Raw genomic sequence first — 14,495 nt, forward strand, 5'->3', positions numbered from 1 at the left:
AAGCCGCTCGCGCGAATCACGCTTGTCGGCGGCAGTGATGGACCTACGGTCAACTGCGCGTCTTCCATGTCTCGATCGTTAAAGATAAGCGGCGTTGCATTCCGGCGCCAAACCGGGGCGGCGGCACGCCGATTGCGCCGGTGCGCATGCCCTATGCGCGGATCGCGTTCAATATTCGATACGTACTAGTCGAAGTGGTCCGCGCCTCACCGTATTCCACTTTGCACATGGGAGGCAGGCATGACCGACAACGACCCCGTCGACGCTCTGAAGACCGAACGAGCCGGCAGTACCTACAATTTTCCAACGAGCGCAAGCATGGCTTCTGGCGAAGACAATCAAGCCTCTGCGAAAAACGACGATCGCAATTTTCGTGAAGCATCCAAGTCGTGGGACGCGAGCGGCGGCGGTTCGTCGTCGAACAATTTACGCGCGAGTGCGAAAGACAGATTAGCCAACGTGCAGGCCGCTATCAGCCAAAAGTACCGGATCGCCTCCGACACGACTGACGATTTCGTGCATGAGAACCCGTGGAAAGCCATCACGGTGGCCGCACTGGCTGGCGTGGTCGTGGGCATGCTGGTTTCGCGCTGAGCGTGACGTTTCCCGGCCGATCAACATCCATCCACAGGAGAAGAGAATGAATGTCCCCGCTACCGAAGAGCAGGTCCGTACACTCGCCTATCGGCTTTGGGAACAAGCCGGCAGCCCGGGTGAGCGCTCTGGCGATTTCTGGGCGATGGCACAGGAGCAACTGGCGAACGAACCGGGCATGGGCAACAACACACGTGACCAGGCGTGTGCCGGCGGGGAAGGAAGCGGACCCGCCTCGTGATACACAGCCCAACGCCCATGCCGGGCCGCTAGCCCCACGAGCGCGTGGGCCGCTCCATGCATGGGCATACCCTTTGCTCGAATGACCCCGTAACCGAGCCATCGTAGCCAACGCTTGGTTCGCCTTGTACACCGGCGGCTTTGCCGCATCACGCCAGCGCGCATTCGTTGCGCTGAGGCTCGAAACAGCAAGACTGCAAGTGACGCCACGGCGCTCCTCCCAGTCGTTTTGAGCACCCACATTTCATGAATCGACGCTTGCGCGGTCCACGCAAGGACTTCGCTCGTCCCTACGAAAAGGAGCTTCTCCATGTTCGTGCACAACAAGCGCTTGCAATACACCGTTCGCGTTGCGTCTCCGAATCCCGGACTTGCCAACCTGCTACTCGAGCAATTTGGCGGGCCGCAAGGCGAACTCGCCGCTGCTTGCCGTTACTTCACTCAGGCTGTCGCCGAAGACGACCCGGGCCGCAAGGACCTGCTCTTCGACATCGCCACCGAAGAACTCAGCCACCTCGAAGTGATCGGTTCGATCGTCGCCATGCTGAACAAGGGCGCCAAGGGCCAGTTGGCCGAGGGCGTCCAGTCCGAAGCGGAGATGTATCGCTCGCTGACCGGCGCGGGCAATGACTCGCACATCACCTCGATTCTCTATGGCGGCGGTGCACCGCTGACGAACTCGGCGGGCGTGCCGTGGACCTCGGCGTATATCGACACCATCGGTGAGCCGACTGCCGACCTGCGCTCCAACATTGCCGCCGAAGCACGCGCGAAGATCGTCTACGAACGCCTCATCAACGTGACCGACGACCCGGGCATCAAGGAGGCACTGGGCTTTCTGATGACCCGTGAAATCGCGCATCAGAAGTCGTTCGAGAAGGCCTTGCATTCGATCCAGCCGAACTTCCCGCAAGGCAAGTTGCCCGGCAATCCGGAGTTCACGAGCGTGTACTTCAACATGTCCAAGGGCGACGACGCGCGCGGCCCGTGGAACGAAGGAGCCGACTGGCAGTTCATCGAGGACCCGCAGCCTGCGGTCGACGGCGGCGACGGCACGGCCACCGTGAACGTCTCCGAGCAGGACATCCAGACACTGCAAGCGATGGCGTCGCGCACCGCGTCGGACCCGGCTGCGGATCCGACCACCGGCGCGGAACTGGGCGCGGGCAAAGCGAATCAGGTCTGATGTCGCTCTGAATTGAAACTCGCAGTGCGGGGGCGGCGACTGCTGCCCCCGCCCATTACGCAAGGAAACGAAACATGAATACCGTGACATCCAAGGGGACCGTCGTCGTGCATCGAAGCCCGATCGACTGGATCTCAGGCGCGCTTGTCATCATCGGCGCGCTGAATTGGGGGCTTGTCGGCCTCGCGAATGTCGATCTCGTCGCGGCCCTCTTTGGCGCGGGCACGGCGGGCGCACGCATCGTCTACGTGCTGGTGGGACTGGCCGGCATCGTCATGTTGATCCGCGCTTTCGTCACGATCCGTCCCCACGGGCTCTCGCATCGCTGAAACGTCGAAAACCGGCCGATCCACTGAAACTCATCTAGGAGCAATCATGCTTTTACTCACGCTTGCCCTGCCGGGCCTCGACCTCGCACGCGCCAATGTCGAAACGTGTCTTCGCCTTACGCTGACCATCAACGACGCGTTCAGGCAATTCAGCGAACTCAACCGGAAGACGATCGACACTGCGCTGGCCGGCGAGAGCATTCAGTACCGCACCGGCGGTGCCTATCAGCCCGCATTGCTGGCGCGCTGGCCGAGCTATGCGCTGAATTACGCGGCCGAAGCATTAGCGACCGTGCATGCCGCGGCGGCGGACGTCGTGGAGACGCTCTGCGCGCCATCCGGCCGGCCTGCGCGCCTCGTCGGCGACGACAGCGTTGTGACCGTTCCGGACGCCGTCGCACCGCGCCCGAGCGTGATTCTCGATGCGCAAGGCGAAGTGGTGAAACGCCTGACGCCCTGAACGTCTCAGACGTTCTTCGTTCAACCATCAGGAATGACAAACATGACAAACGAAAGCTCCGATCCGGTCGAACGGGCCGACAAGCGGCGCGAGGAACTCGGCGCCGGCGATGTCGAGCAGAAGCCCGACGGTTCCATCCGCCAGCGCGCACACGGCAGCATGGACGCAAGCCTGGTTACGAAAGGCAAGGATCATCCCGAAGAAGGCGCTTATACGCCCGAACACGATCACAAGGACCCGGCTCTCGAACCGGATTCCGAACCGATCTCCCGTTCGCAACGAGGCGCCTGAAGGCGGGCACAGCGCGTACTGTTGATTGCGGCTGATCGAGAGCCCATTTTGTGCCGAGGCCGCCGCGGTGTAGTCTACGACCCTGATAGGAGGCGAGACGCTCGGAGCAGCGGCGATGGTGCTGCTCGCTCGCGCGAGCCCTCTTGGAGTTCCCTGTCCGCGCCGCCACACCGATCACGCGTGGCTGGCTGTCTCGTCTTGCTGGGACGGTGAAATGGGACCCGTCGAGCCGCGCATCTCCAGTGTGCTCTTTTGCAACGCACTCTGTGCGTGTTCCATGCGTGGCGTGAGAGAGGCGGCGCTTACGCAACCGCCTCGCGTTTCGTTGCCTCGACAGAGGGCAACGATGCGCCGCGCATTGCGATGCGCGAGGTAGCAACCTGCGCCATGCACGCCAGCAACGCGATGCGTTGGAAAGGCACGGCTTTCGTAATAGCGCGCCGGGCGCGATCGGTACGCTCATTGCTCAAGCTGCTACTGCTCACACTCGGAGGATGCACGTCATGAAAGCGCTCGTATGGCAAGGCAAAAAAGACATTCGCTATGAGACTGTGCCGGACCCGCTCATCGAACATCCGCGCGACGCGATCATCAAGGTCTCGACGTGCGCGATCTGCGGCTCGGACCTGCATCTGTTCGATGGCTTCATGCCCGGCATGAAGTCCGGCGACATCATGGGCCACGAGTTCATGGGCGAAGTCGTCGAAGTGGGCAGCGAGAATGCGGCGCTTAGAATCGGCGAGCGCGTCGTGATTCCTTTCACGATCGTCTGCGGCGAATGCGATCAATGCAGGCGCGGCAACTTCTCCGTCTGCGAGCGCAGTAACCGTAACAAGGAAGATGCTGACAAGGTTTTCGGTCACGCTACTGCTGGCCTTTTCGGCTATACCCATTTGACGGGCGGCTATCCCGGCGGGCAGGCCGAATACGTGCGCGTGCCGTTCGCCGATAAGACCCACGTCAAGATTCCGGACGGCCTGACCGACGAACAAGTGCTCTTTCTCGGCGATATCTTCCCGACCGGCTGGCAGGCGGCCGTGCAATGCGAGATCGAGCCGACCGACACCGTCGCGATCTGGGGCGCGGGGCCAGTCGGACAGATGGCGCTGCGCTGCGCGATCCTGCTCGGCGCGAAGCAGGTCGTCGTGATCGATCACGTCCCCGAGCGCCTCGCGATGGCGCGTGCCGCGGGCGCGGTCGTCATCGACTTCAAGGAAGAGAGCGTGCTGGACCGCCTCAAGGAACTGACGCAAGGCAAAGGCCCGGAGAAATGCATCGATGCGGTCGGCATGGAGTCGCACGCACCGCGCTCCCTCGACGCGCTCTACGATCGCGCCAAACAGGCCGTGATGCTCGAATCGGACCGGCCGCACGTGCTGCGCGAAATGATCTACGTATGCCGGCCCGCGGGAACGCTCTCGGTGCCGGGCGTGTATGGCGGCCTCATCGACAAGATTCCGTTCGGCGCGGCGATGAACAAAGGCCTGACTTGGCGCATGGGCCAGACGCACGTCAACCGCTGGACCGACGATCTCTTGCGGCGCATCCAGGAAGGGCAGATCGATCCGTCGTTCGTCATCACGCATCGCGTGTCGCTCGCCGATGGACCCGATATGTACAAGACATTCCGCGACAAAGAAGACGGCTGCGTAAAGGTTGTGCTCAGACCGTGAAAGTGGCAAGCCGAGCGGCACAGGCCTTGCGCACTGCCACGCATATCGACCAGGAATGCGATCGCCATGGCGCGCACCGATGACCCCTTGCTCATCATCTCCCCCCATCTCGACGACGCCGTCTTCAGTTGCGGCGAGGCCATTGCTGGCGCGCCGGGCGCAATTGTCTGCACAGTATTCGCGGGCGCGCCGCGCGAAGCGCACGTTACCGGATGGGACACGCAATGTGGCTTCACGAACGCGCATTGGGCCATGCGGGTGCGCCGCGAGGAAGACGCCGCCGCGCTCGACGCGCTCGGCGCGCGCCCCGTTCACCTCCACTTTCTCGACTCGCAATATGCGGGCGACGACGTTGCAATACCCGATGCCATTGTCGCGGCGCTGGTCGATGTGATCTGCACGACGGCCTGTCGCGCGATCTATATTCCGCTCGGCCTCTTCCATTCGGACCACGATCTTGCGCATCGCGCATCCCGTATGGCATGGTTAGCCGATCCGGCGCTTCGCTGCATCGCGTACGAAGACGCGTTATACCGGCGCATGGACGGCCTTGTGCAAGCGCGCCTCGCCGCTCTCGCCAATGACGGCATCGTCGCGACGCCTGCTTCGTGCCGCATCGATACGGCATCGCTCGCACGTCATCACGAAGCGAAGCAGCGCGCGGTGAACTGCTACCACAGCCAACTGAAAGCGTTCGGCCCTAGCGGCTACGACGATGTCTTCGCGCCCGAGCGCTTCTGGACGCTTCAGCTCCCAAGGCATGACCGCTGAACGAGCCGTTAATGCCGACGAGAATTGCGCGCGGCTTTCTGTCGTCGTGCTGACTTACAACCGTGCCGATCAGGTGCTCGACACGCTTGCACGACTTGCCGCGCTGCCCGACCGCATCGATATCGTCGCGGTCGATAATGCCTCCACCGATGGCGCCGCCGCGCGCATTGCGGAGAACTTTCCGTTCGTGCAGCTCGTTGTCGCGCCGCGCAATCTCGGCGCGGCGGGGCGCAATCTCGGCGTCGCACGCGTGCACACGGAATACCTCGCATTCTGCGATGACGATACGTGGTGGAGTCCCGGCGCGCTGACACGCGCGGTCGAAGTGCTCGATTCCGCGCCGCGCGTCGGCGTGCTGAATGCGCGTGTGGTCGTAGGCGAGCACGGCGCGGCCGATGAAACCTGCGAGCGCATGCGCGACAGCCCACTGCCGCGCGATGGGCTGCCCGGCCCCGCCCTCATCGGCTTCATGGCGGGTGCATGCGTGTTTCGCACCGAAGTCTTCAGGCAAGCGGGCGGCTACGAGCCGAGGCTTTTCATCGGCGGCGAAGAGACGCTCGTCTCGCTCGATGTGCTTGGTGCAGGTCACGAGATCGTATATATGGATGAACTCGTGCTGCATCATCATCCGTCACCGCTGCGCGACAGCGCGCAACGGCGCAGGCTGCTCGCGCGCAACGCCGCGTGGGTCGCGTGGATGCGTCTGCCTTTGGCTGAAGCGCTGCACGCCACCTACGATGCGTTCAGGCTCATGCGCGCGGAACCATGGCCGCGATCCGATGTGATGGCGCTGCTCAAGGGCGTCGCCTGGGCGGTCGGCAGGCGGCGCGTGATCGACGAACGTGTGCGGCAGATGCGTGAGCTCGTCCATGAAGACAACGCGCGCCGCGAGGCGCAGACGGCTGATAGAGGCCCTGTCGGTTCTACACGCGCCACGTAAAAGCGCGTGCGGGCGCAACGCACCAAACGAAATTTCGTTCACTGCGCAACGAACCGCAAATCGTTTCGCACTTCTTCCGACACTCACAACGAGTGGCACAGCGAATGCTGAACCCCTGTGACTGATCCACGCGATTGCGCGCCGCGCGTACACGTCGGAAGGGAATCGCATAACAGGGAGGCATTCGTGAAGATCGGTTTGATCAGTGACCATGCATCGCCACTGGCGATAGCGGGCGGCGTCGATAGCGGCGGACAGAACATTTACGTGGCGAATGTCGCGCGCCAGCTCGTGCGCCTCGGCCATGACGTCGATGTCTTCACGCGCTGCGATCGCTCGCTGCTGCCGCTCTTTTCGCGCTTCGAGACCATCCGCGTGATCAACGTGCCGGCCGGGCCGCCCGTGCAGTTGCCGAAGGAACAGCTTCTGCCGCATATGGATGCGTTCGCGAATTTCATGATCGACTTCATGCAGCAGGAAGCGCAGCCTTATGATGTCGTGCATGCGAACTTCTTCATGTCGGGCCTCGTCGGCTTGCGCATTAAAGATGCGCTCGGCGTTCCGCTCGTCACCACGTTTCATGCGCTAGGGCGCGTGCGGCGCTTGCATCAGGGCGAAGCGGACGGGTTTCCCGATGCGCGCTTCGATATCGAAGACGAACTCGTCAGGCGATCCGACTCGGTAATCGCCGAATGCCCGCAGGACGAGAGCGACTTGATTCATCTCTACGATGGCGATGCCGCGCGCATCGATCTCGTGCCATGTGGTTTCGACCGCGCGGAGTTTCATCCGCTCGACCGACGCGAGGCTCGCGACAGGCTCGGCTGGCCGCAGGACCGCTTCATCGTGCTGCAACTCGGGCGCATGGTACCGCGCAAGGGCATCGACAACGTCGTGCGTGCGCTCGGCGTGTGCCACGCGGAACACGGGGAAAGCGCGGACCTGTACGTGGTCGGCGGCAACTCCGACGAAGCCAACGAGATTGCGACGCCGGAGATCGGCAGGCTGTTCGGCATCGCACGCGAATGCGGCATTGAAGCGCACGTGCATTTCGTCGGACGTCATGGACGAAGCGAGCTGAAGCACTTCTATAACGCCGCCGATGTGTTCGTCACGACGCCGTGGTACGAGCCCTTCGGCATCACGCCGCTCGAAGCGATGGCGTGCGGCACGCCTGTCATCGGCGCGAATGTGGGCGGCATTCGCTATTCGGTTGCGCATGGCGAGACCGGCCTGCTCGTGCCGCCGAAGCATCCGGCCGCGCTCGCGCAAGCGATCGCCATGCTCAAGCGCGATGCCGCACTCGCACGACGCCTGGGCGACGCAGGTCTCGCGCGCGCCAACGCGATGTTCACGTGGTCAAACGTCGCGCAAGCGCTCGCGCAGGTCTATGCTCGCGTGAGCGGCGCCGAATCGCAGGACGCAACCCGCATCGCAATGGGTGGAGGATCGCGATGACACGCGCCGCCGCTTTCATCGACAAAGACGGCACGCTTCTAGACGACGTTCCCTGGAACGTCGATCCGGACCGCATGCGCCTCGCGCCCGGCGCGCTCGATGCGCTGCGCGTGTTCGCGGCGCTCGGCATGCCGCTATTCGTTATCAGCAATCAAAGCGGCGTCGCGCTCGGCAAGTTTCCTCGGTCTGCGCTCGATCCCGTCGAAGCGCGTCTGCAAGCGCTCGCGGCACAAGCGGGAGCAAGATTCACCACGATTTACTGGTGCCCCCACCATCCACAAGGCGTCGTGCCGGAATACGCATGCGTCTGCGACTGCCGCAAGCCCGCGCCTGGCATGCTGTTGCGCGCGGCGCGCGAGCATGCCATCGATCTTTCGCGAAGCTGGTTCATCGGCGACATCCTCGACGATGTCGAAGCGGGCCATCGCGCGGGATGTCGCTGCGTGCTCATCGACAACGGCAACGAAACCGAATGGTTGCGCGGCGAAGGACGCCAACCGGATATCGTCGTTACGGACATGCGTGAAGCGGCGCTTGCGATCGTCGCGGCGGAGTGTCCCGCATGAAGCGCGATCCGGCGAATCCATCGACGCTGCCACCGGTTGTCGAGGCGCACGCGCGCAAAAGCGCGGTAAGCGAAGCGCGCGACTGGGGCGCGCACGTGAAGCGCATTCTGTGCATCCGTCTCGACAATCTCGGCGACGTGCTGATGACCACGCCCGCGCTGCACGCATTGCGCGAAGCGCAACCGGGAAGACATCTCACCTTGCTCGCATCGCGCGCGGGCAAGGCGGCGGCGCCCTTCATCGATGCAATCGACGACGTTATCGAATACGACGCGCCGTGGGTCAAGCAGGATGCGCCCATCGACGCCCTCGCCGATCTCGCGATGCGCGCGCGCCTCGCAGCCTCGCAATTCGACGCGGCCGTGATCTTCAGCGTCTACAGTCAAAATCCGCTGCCTGCCGCGATGCTGTGTCATCTCGCGGGCATTCCGCTACGGCTCGCGCATTGTCGCGAGAACCCATACCGCCTCCTCACTGATTGGGCACAGGAAACCGAGCCGCAGCATGGCACGCGGCATGAGGTGGAGCGGCAACTCGCGCTCGTCGCGCGAGTCGGCGCGCGCACCGGCGATACGCGCATGCGCTTCGCCGTGCATGACCACGATGCCGAGTCGCTCTCGATAAAGCTTCGCGAACGCGGCGTCGATCCGCATGCGCCGTTCATCGTCGTGCATCCGGGTGCGAGCGCCACCTCGCGCCGCTATCCGGTCGAACGCTTTGCGCAGGTCATCCAGCGTCTTGCCGCGCACCTGCAATGGCCGATACTGGTAACCGGCTCACGAGGAGAAAGCCCGTTATGCCGCGAAGCATGCGGATCAAACGCTCGCGCGATCGACCTTTCGGGCGCGCTTGAACTCGGCGAACTCGCGGCGCTGATCGACCGTGCACGCGTGCTTCTGTCGAACAACAGCGGACCGGTGCATCTCGCATCCGCGCTCGGCACGCCCGTCGTCGATCTGTATGCGCTCACGAATCCGCAGCACATGCCGTGGCAAACGCCGCATCGCGTGCTCTACAACGACGTGCCGTGCCGCTGGTGTTATCGCAGCGTGTGTCCCGAAGGACATCATGCGTGCCTCACAGGTGTGGCCGTTGATCAGGTCGTATCTGCCGTGCTGGAACTGATCGAAGCAAACCCATCGAAAATCAACCCGACCCTACAGGCCAGCTAGACATGTACACATTGGGAATCAACGCGGTTTATCACGACAGCGCGGCAGCGCTCGTCAAGGATGGCGTCGTCATCGCGGCGGCAGAGGACGAACGCTTCACGCACGTCAAGCACGCGAAGCGCCCCGTGCCGTTCTCGACCTGGCAGCTTCCGTTCGATGCGATCGACTATTGCCTGAAGGAAGCGGGCATCGAGCTGGCCGACATCGATCACATCGCGTACTCATACGATCCGCAACTCTTCTCCGGCATGCCGAAGGACGCGAAGGCGAGCATCGCGCTGCCGATGATGCCGTCCGCGCAGGCGTTGAACGATCCGTCGGAATCGCCGTGGGACCCGCTATTTCTGAGCTATATCGTCAATGCAAGGGCGCAATTGCTCGACGGCGCGCCGCATCATCTGAAGCAGCGCTTTGCGAGCGGCGGGCGTGCGATGCGCTTCGCGTGGCATAACGTCGATCATCATCTGTGCCATGAAGCGAGCGCGTTTCTCGCCGCGCCGTTCGACGACACCGCCGTGCTCACGATGGACGGACGCGGCGAAGGCGTGACGACGAGCCTCGGGCAATTCAAAGGCGGCGAATACAAGCGGCTGAAGCAGGTGGAGCTGCCGCATTCGCTCGGCTTGCTGTATGAAGCCGTGACGGGTTATCTGGGCTTTCTGCATTCGTCGGACGAGTACAAGGTGATGGCGCTGGCTTCGTTCGGCAAGCCCGTGTACGTCGATCATTTCCGCGAGGTCGTGAAGTACCGGCACGATGGCAGCTACACCGTCGATGCGCCGCGTCTCGTCGAACGCTTCGGTCCCGCGCGCGAACGCGGCGGCCCGCTCACGCAGCATCACTTCGATATCGCGCATTCACTGCAAGCCGTGCTCGAGGAAACCGCCCTCAAGCTCGCGCAGTGGCTACATGAACAAACGGGGCTGCACAATCTCGCGATGGCCGGCGGCGTGGCGCTCAATTGCGTAATGAACGCACGCCTTCGCGACCGCGGTCCGTTCGATGAAGTTTGGGTACAGCCCGCCGCAGGGGACGCCGGCACCGCGCTGGGCGCGGCATTGTGGACGGATTATCGGGAACGCGCCAAGGCGGGCGATGGTGGCCGTAAATGGCGCATGGATCACGCGTATCTCGGCCCCCAGTTCGCGGACGATGAAATCGAAGCGTTCCTCAAATGGACGCGCGCGCCGTATCGCAAGCTCACGGATATCGCCGCAGAAACGGCGGAGATTCTCGCGCAGAACCGCGTCATCGGCTGGTATCAGGGCCGCACCGAATTCGGTCCGCGTGCGCTCGGCGCGCGTTCGATTCTCGCGTCGCCGATTCATGCGGACATGCAGGCGCGTCTGAACGAGATCAAGGATCGCGAGGACTTTCGTCCGGTCGCACCTGTCGTGATGGAAGAGCACGCCGTCGACTGGTTCGTGGATGCGCGCGTCGCGCCCTTCATGCTCTTCGTGTTCGATGTGCGCGATGAGATGAAAGCGCGCATTCCGGCAGTCACGCATATCGACGGCACCGCGCGAGTGCAGACCGTCAATCGCGCGCAGCATTCTCTTTACTACGATCTTCTCGCCGCGTTCAAGCAATGCACGGGCGTGCCGGTGCTCGTGAATACTTCGTTCAACACGCGCGGCGAACCGATGGTCAATACACCGCGCGATGCGCTCGAATCGTTCTGGACGTCCCCGCTCGATGCGCTCGTGATCGGTTCGTTCCTCGTCGAAAAGCCGGGTGCGCGCGCATGAGCACGTATGCGGGCCATTTCGAAAGCGGCGAGATGCACGCTAGCGATACGCGCTCTGCCGCACGCGACGATTTCATTCCGGACGTGTCCGTCGTCGTGCCGACGTATCGCCGGCCCGCGATGCTCGAACGCTGCGTCCGCGCGCTCGCCACGCAAGCATACGACGCGTCGCGTTACGAGATCATCGTGTGCGACGACGATCCCGACGATGCTACCCGAGCATGCGTGCAGCGTCTTGCCGCGGCGCACGCGCCGCGCGGCCCGAAGATTCGTTATGTGCCGGTGACGGGCACACAAGGTCCGGCGGGCGCGCGCAATGCGGGCTGGCATGCATCGCTCGCGAGACGCATCGCTTTCACCGACGACGACACCATCCCCGATGCGAATTGGCTCGCGAACGGCGTGCGCGCGCTCGACGCGGGTGCGGACGCGGTTTCGGGACGCATCGTCGTGCCGCTGCCGGAGCATCCGAGCGACTATGAGTTGGACGCGGCGGGACTTGCGAGCGCCGAGTTCGCTACCGCGAATACCTTTGCGACACGCGCGGCACTCGAACGCACCGGCGGTTTCGATGCGCGCTTCACCGCCGCATGGCGCGAAGACTCCGACCTGCAATTCGCGTTGATGCGCGCGGGACTCAGGATCGCCCGCGCCGAGGACGCGATGGTGCTGCATCCCGTGCGCCCGGCGCGCTGGGGTGTATGCATCTCGCAGCAGAAGAAGAGCCAGTTCGACGCCCTACTTTACAAGAAGCATCGCGCGCTCTTTCGCGAGCGCATTCGTCACGGTCCGCCGCTGCTTTACTACGCGATGCTCGCCGTGCTCGTCGTGGCGGTCGTCTCGCTGATCGCGGGCGGAAGCCGCATCGCGGCGTTCGCAGCGCTCGCATGGACCGCGATGACACTATGGTTCGCCGCGCAACGGCTCAAGACGACGTCGCGCACGCCCGCGCATGTCGCCGAGATGATATGGACATCCGCGATCATTCCGTACCTGTCGATCTATTGGCGCATTCGCGGCGCGCTCAAGTTCAGGGTGTTCTTTCTATGATCGAACGCATCGTTATTTTTCGCGCGCTGCAACTCGGCGACATGCTATGCGCCGTGCCCGCGTTGCGTGCCTTGCGGCGTGCGCATCCGCATGCGCATATCGCGCTTGCCGGCTTGCCGTGGGCTGCAAGTTTCGTCGAACGATATGCGCATCTGCTCGATGAACTAATCGTGTTTCCAGGCGCGATCGGCTTTCCCGAGCAGGAAGAAACCGATGCTCATCTGCCGGCCTTTTTCAGCACGCTGAGCGAGCGCCGCTTCGATCTCGCGATCCAGTTGCATGGCAGCGGCGGCGTGGCGAACAATATCGTCGAAGGCATAGGTGCGCGCATGAACGCAGGCTTTCTCAAGCCGGACGAACCCATGCGCGAAGGCACATTCATGCCGTGGCCCGACGAACTGCCCGAACCTGCGCGCTATACCGCCTTGATGCAACGGCTCGGCATCGACGCCGACGCGCTCGATCTCGACATTCCCCTGACCGATGACGACACGCGCGAATGCGATGCGCTCATCGACGCGTGCGCTATCGATCGCGGCAAGCTCGTGTTGGTTCATCCTGGCGCGCAATTGCCTTCCCGCCGATGGCCCGTCGAGCGCTTCGGCGACGTGGCGCGGGCGTTATCGAACGCGGGCTGGCAGATCGCCGTCACGGGCGGCGCGGGCGAATCGCCGCTCACTGCGCGCGTCGCGAGCGATGCGGGCGCTCGGGCGATCGATCTCGCCGGGCGCACGTCGCTCGGCGCGCTGGCTGCGCTCGTCGCGCGGGCGCGGCTCATCGTCTGCAACGACACGGGGCTTTCCCATGTGGCGGCGGCGATGCGCACGCCCAGTGTCGTAATCGCGTCGGGCAGCGATACGCGCCGCTGGGCGCCGCTCGATCGTGCGCGGCATTGCGTGCTCGCGGATTGGCCTGCGTGCCGTCCTTGTGCCTTTCGCGACTGTCCCTATGGCCACGAATGCGCACTCAACATAAGCGTGCAAGCCGTGCTCGATGCGGCATGCGCGCAGCTTGAAAACATCGTTCTAGAGGAGACGCTTCACTATGCCCACGACTAGTTCCCGGCGCTTGCGCGTGCTCACATGGCATATCCACGGGAATTACCTCTATTACCTGAGTCAGGCGCCGCACGACTTCTATCTCGTCACGCGTCCCGGCTACCCGCCGGGCTATGCGGGCACGGCCGGGGCATTGCCTTTTGGCGCGAACGTGCACGAGATTCCGGCCAGCGAAGTACCTTCGCAATCCTTCGATGTCGTGCTTTTTCAGCACAGGCAGCAATGGGACGATGACCGTCTCAACCTGCTCAACGATGCGCAACGGCGTCTGCCGCGCGTGTATGTCGAGCATGATCCGCCGCAGGAAAACCCCTTCGAACAGAAGCACTGGGTGCGGGAGCGCGACACGCTGCTCGTGCATGTCACGCACTTCAACCGGCTGATGTGGGACAGCGGCGAGACGCCCACGCGCGTCATCGAGCATGGCGTGATCGTGCCGGACCACGTGCGTTACAGCGGCGAACTGGAGCGCGGCATCGCGGTGATCAATCACTTGCGCCAGCGCGGCAGGCGGCTCGGCAACGATATCTACGAAGAAGCCGCCGCGCGCGTGCCGCTCGACCTCGTCGGCATGAGTGCGCAGTCGGCGGGCGGCATCGGCGAGATCGGCAATCTCGAGCTGGCGGCCTTTAGCGCGCGCTATCGCTTCTTCTTCAATCCGATTCGCTGGACGAGCCTCGGGCTTGCCATCGTCGAGGCGATGACGATCGGCATGCCGATCGTCGGACTGGCGACGACGGAGCTATCCACCGTCATCCGCAACGGCGAGAGCGGCTTTATCCATACCGACACGCACGCGCTCATCGACGCAATGCAGCAGCTTCTGCGCGATCCGGCGCACGCGCGGCGGCTCGGCGAAGGTGCGCGGCGCACGGCGTTCGAACGCTTTCACATCGACCGCTTCGCCCGCGACTGGGACGAGGCGTTGCGCTACGTGTGCAGCTAACGAAACATCCTGAG

General features: G+C 63.6%; 16 protein-coding genes. All 16 read left to right on the forward strand.

Features of this window, described 5'->3' with window-relative positions; translation table 11 throughout:
• The first annotated feature begins 240 nt into the window (after positions 1 to 240).
• The 16 genes from AC1Z32_RS39305 to AC1Z32_RS39380 all read left to right on the forward strand — a co-directional run bounded on the left by AC1Z32_RS39305 (position 241) and on the right by AC1Z32_RS39380 (position 14,481).
• The gene (locus tag AC1Z32_RS39305) at positions 241 to 594 is read left to right on the forward strand and encodes an ElaB/YgaM/YqjD family protein (RefSeq protein WP_483484264.1); all 354 of its coding nucleotides are present in this window, start codon (positions 241 to 243) and stop codon (positions 592 to 594) included.
• A 46-nt stretch (positions 595 to 640) separates the two neighbouring features.
• Positions 641 to 835 (forward strand): DUF2934 domain-containing protein, encoded by a 195-nt coding sequence (locus AC1Z32_RS39310; RefSeq protein WP_483484265.1) that lies wholly within the window; start codon positions 641 to 643, stop codon positions 833 to 835.
• 309 nt (positions 836 to 1,144) lie between these two features.
• Complete coding sequence (locus AC1Z32_RS39315; RefSeq protein WP_045462740.1) at positions 1,145 to 2,020, forward strand: manganese catalase family protein; 876 nt, start codon at positions 1,145 to 1,147, stop codon at positions 2,018 to 2,020.
• A gap of 74 nt (positions 2,021 to 2,094) precedes the next feature.
• Positions 2,095 to 2,349 (forward strand): DUF378 domain-containing protein, encoded by a 255-nt coding sequence (locus tag AC1Z32_RS39320; RefSeq protein ID WP_483484266.1) that lies wholly within the window; start codon positions 2,095 to 2,097, stop codon positions 2,347 to 2,349.
• A 46-nt stretch (positions 2,350 to 2,395) separates the two neighbouring features.
• Positions 2,396 to 2,809 carry a hypothetical protein gene (locus tag AC1Z32_RS39325; protein WP_483484267.1) on the forward strand — a complete coding sequence of 138 codons (414 nt, stop codon included), beginning with the start codon at positions 2,396 to 2,398 and terminating at the stop codon, positions 2,807 to 2,809.
• A gap of 42 nt (positions 2,810 to 2,851) precedes the next feature.
• Positions 2,852 to 3,100, forward strand: coding sequence for a hypothetical protein (locus AC1Z32_RS39330; RefSeq protein WP_483484268.1), 249 nt, complete (start codon positions 2,852 to 2,854; stop codon positions 3,098 to 3,100).
• A gap of 503 nt (positions 3,101 to 3,603) precedes the next feature.
• Positions 3,604 to 4,773, forward strand: coding sequence for a zinc-dependent alcohol dehydrogenase (locus AC1Z32_RS39335; protein WP_483484269.1), 1,170 nt, complete (start codon positions 3,604 to 3,606; stop codon positions 4,771 to 4,773).
• Between the two features lie 66 nt (positions 4,774 to 4,839).
• Positions 4,840 to 5,544 carry a PIG-L deacetylase family protein gene (locus AC1Z32_RS39340; protein WP_483484270.1) on the forward strand — a complete coding sequence of 235 codons (705 nt, stop codon included), beginning with the start codon at positions 4,840 to 4,842 and terminating at the stop codon, positions 5,542 to 5,544.
• A complete protein-coding gene (locus AC1Z32_RS39345; protein ID WP_483484271.1) occupies positions 5,534 to 6,484 on the forward strand; it encodes a glycosyltransferase family 2 protein in 951 nt (316 codons plus the stop codon). The genes AC1Z32_RS39340 and AC1Z32_RS39345 overlap by 11 nt, the downstream gene beginning before the upstream one ends.
• Before the next feature lie 186 nt (positions 6,485 to 6,670).
• Positions 6,671 to 7,942 (forward strand): glycosyltransferase family 4 protein, encoded by a 1,272-nt coding sequence (locus tag AC1Z32_RS39350; RefSeq protein ID WP_483484272.1) that lies wholly within the window; start codon positions 6,671 to 6,673, stop codon positions 7,940 to 7,942.
• Positions 7,939 to 8,508: a D-glycero-alpha-D-manno-heptose-1,7-bisphosphate 7-phosphatase gene (locus AC1Z32_RS39355; protein WP_483484273.1), complete on the forward strand. Its 570-nt coding sequence runs from the start codon at positions 7,939 to 7,941 to the stop codon at positions 8,506 to 8,508. The genes AC1Z32_RS39350 and AC1Z32_RS39355 overlap by 4 nt, the downstream gene beginning before the upstream one ends.
• On the forward strand, positions 8,505 to 9,680 hold the full coding sequence (locus AC1Z32_RS39360) for a glycosyltransferase family 9 protein (protein ID WP_483484274.1): 1,176 nt from the start codon (positions 8,505 to 8,507) through the stop codon (positions 9,678 to 9,680). The genes AC1Z32_RS39355 and AC1Z32_RS39360 overlap by 4 nt, the downstream gene beginning before the upstream one ends.
• 2 nt (positions 9,681 to 9,682) lie before the next feature.
• Complete coding sequence (locus AC1Z32_RS39365; protein ID WP_483484275.1) at positions 9,683 to 11,428, forward strand: carbamoyltransferase family protein; 1,746 nt, start codon at positions 9,683 to 9,685, stop codon at positions 11,426 to 11,428.
• Between the two features lie 32 nt (positions 11,429 to 11,460).
• On the forward strand, positions 11,461 to 12,477 hold the full coding sequence (locus tag AC1Z32_RS39370; RefSeq protein WP_483484510.1) for a glycosyltransferase family 2 protein: 1,017 nt from the start codon (positions 11,461 to 11,463) through the stop codon (positions 12,475 to 12,477).
• Entirely contained in the window at positions 12,474 to 13,535 is a 1,062-nt protein-coding gene (locus AC1Z32_RS39375) for a glycosyltransferase family 9 protein (RefSeq protein WP_483484276.1), read from the forward strand. The genes AC1Z32_RS39370 and AC1Z32_RS39375 overlap by 4 nt, the downstream gene beginning before the upstream one ends.
• Positions 13,522 to 14,481, forward strand: a complete 960-nt coding sequence (locus tag AC1Z32_RS39380; protein ID WP_483484277.1) for a glycosyltransferase — start codon at positions 13,522 to 13,524, stop codon at positions 14,479 to 14,481. Before AC1Z32_RS39375 ends, AC1Z32_RS39380 begins: the two co-directional genes overlap by 14 nt.
• The last annotated feature ends 14 nt before the right edge of the window (positions 14,482 to 14,495 follow it).

This window comes from Caballeronia sp. 11_S32 (genome assembly GCF_056930355.1).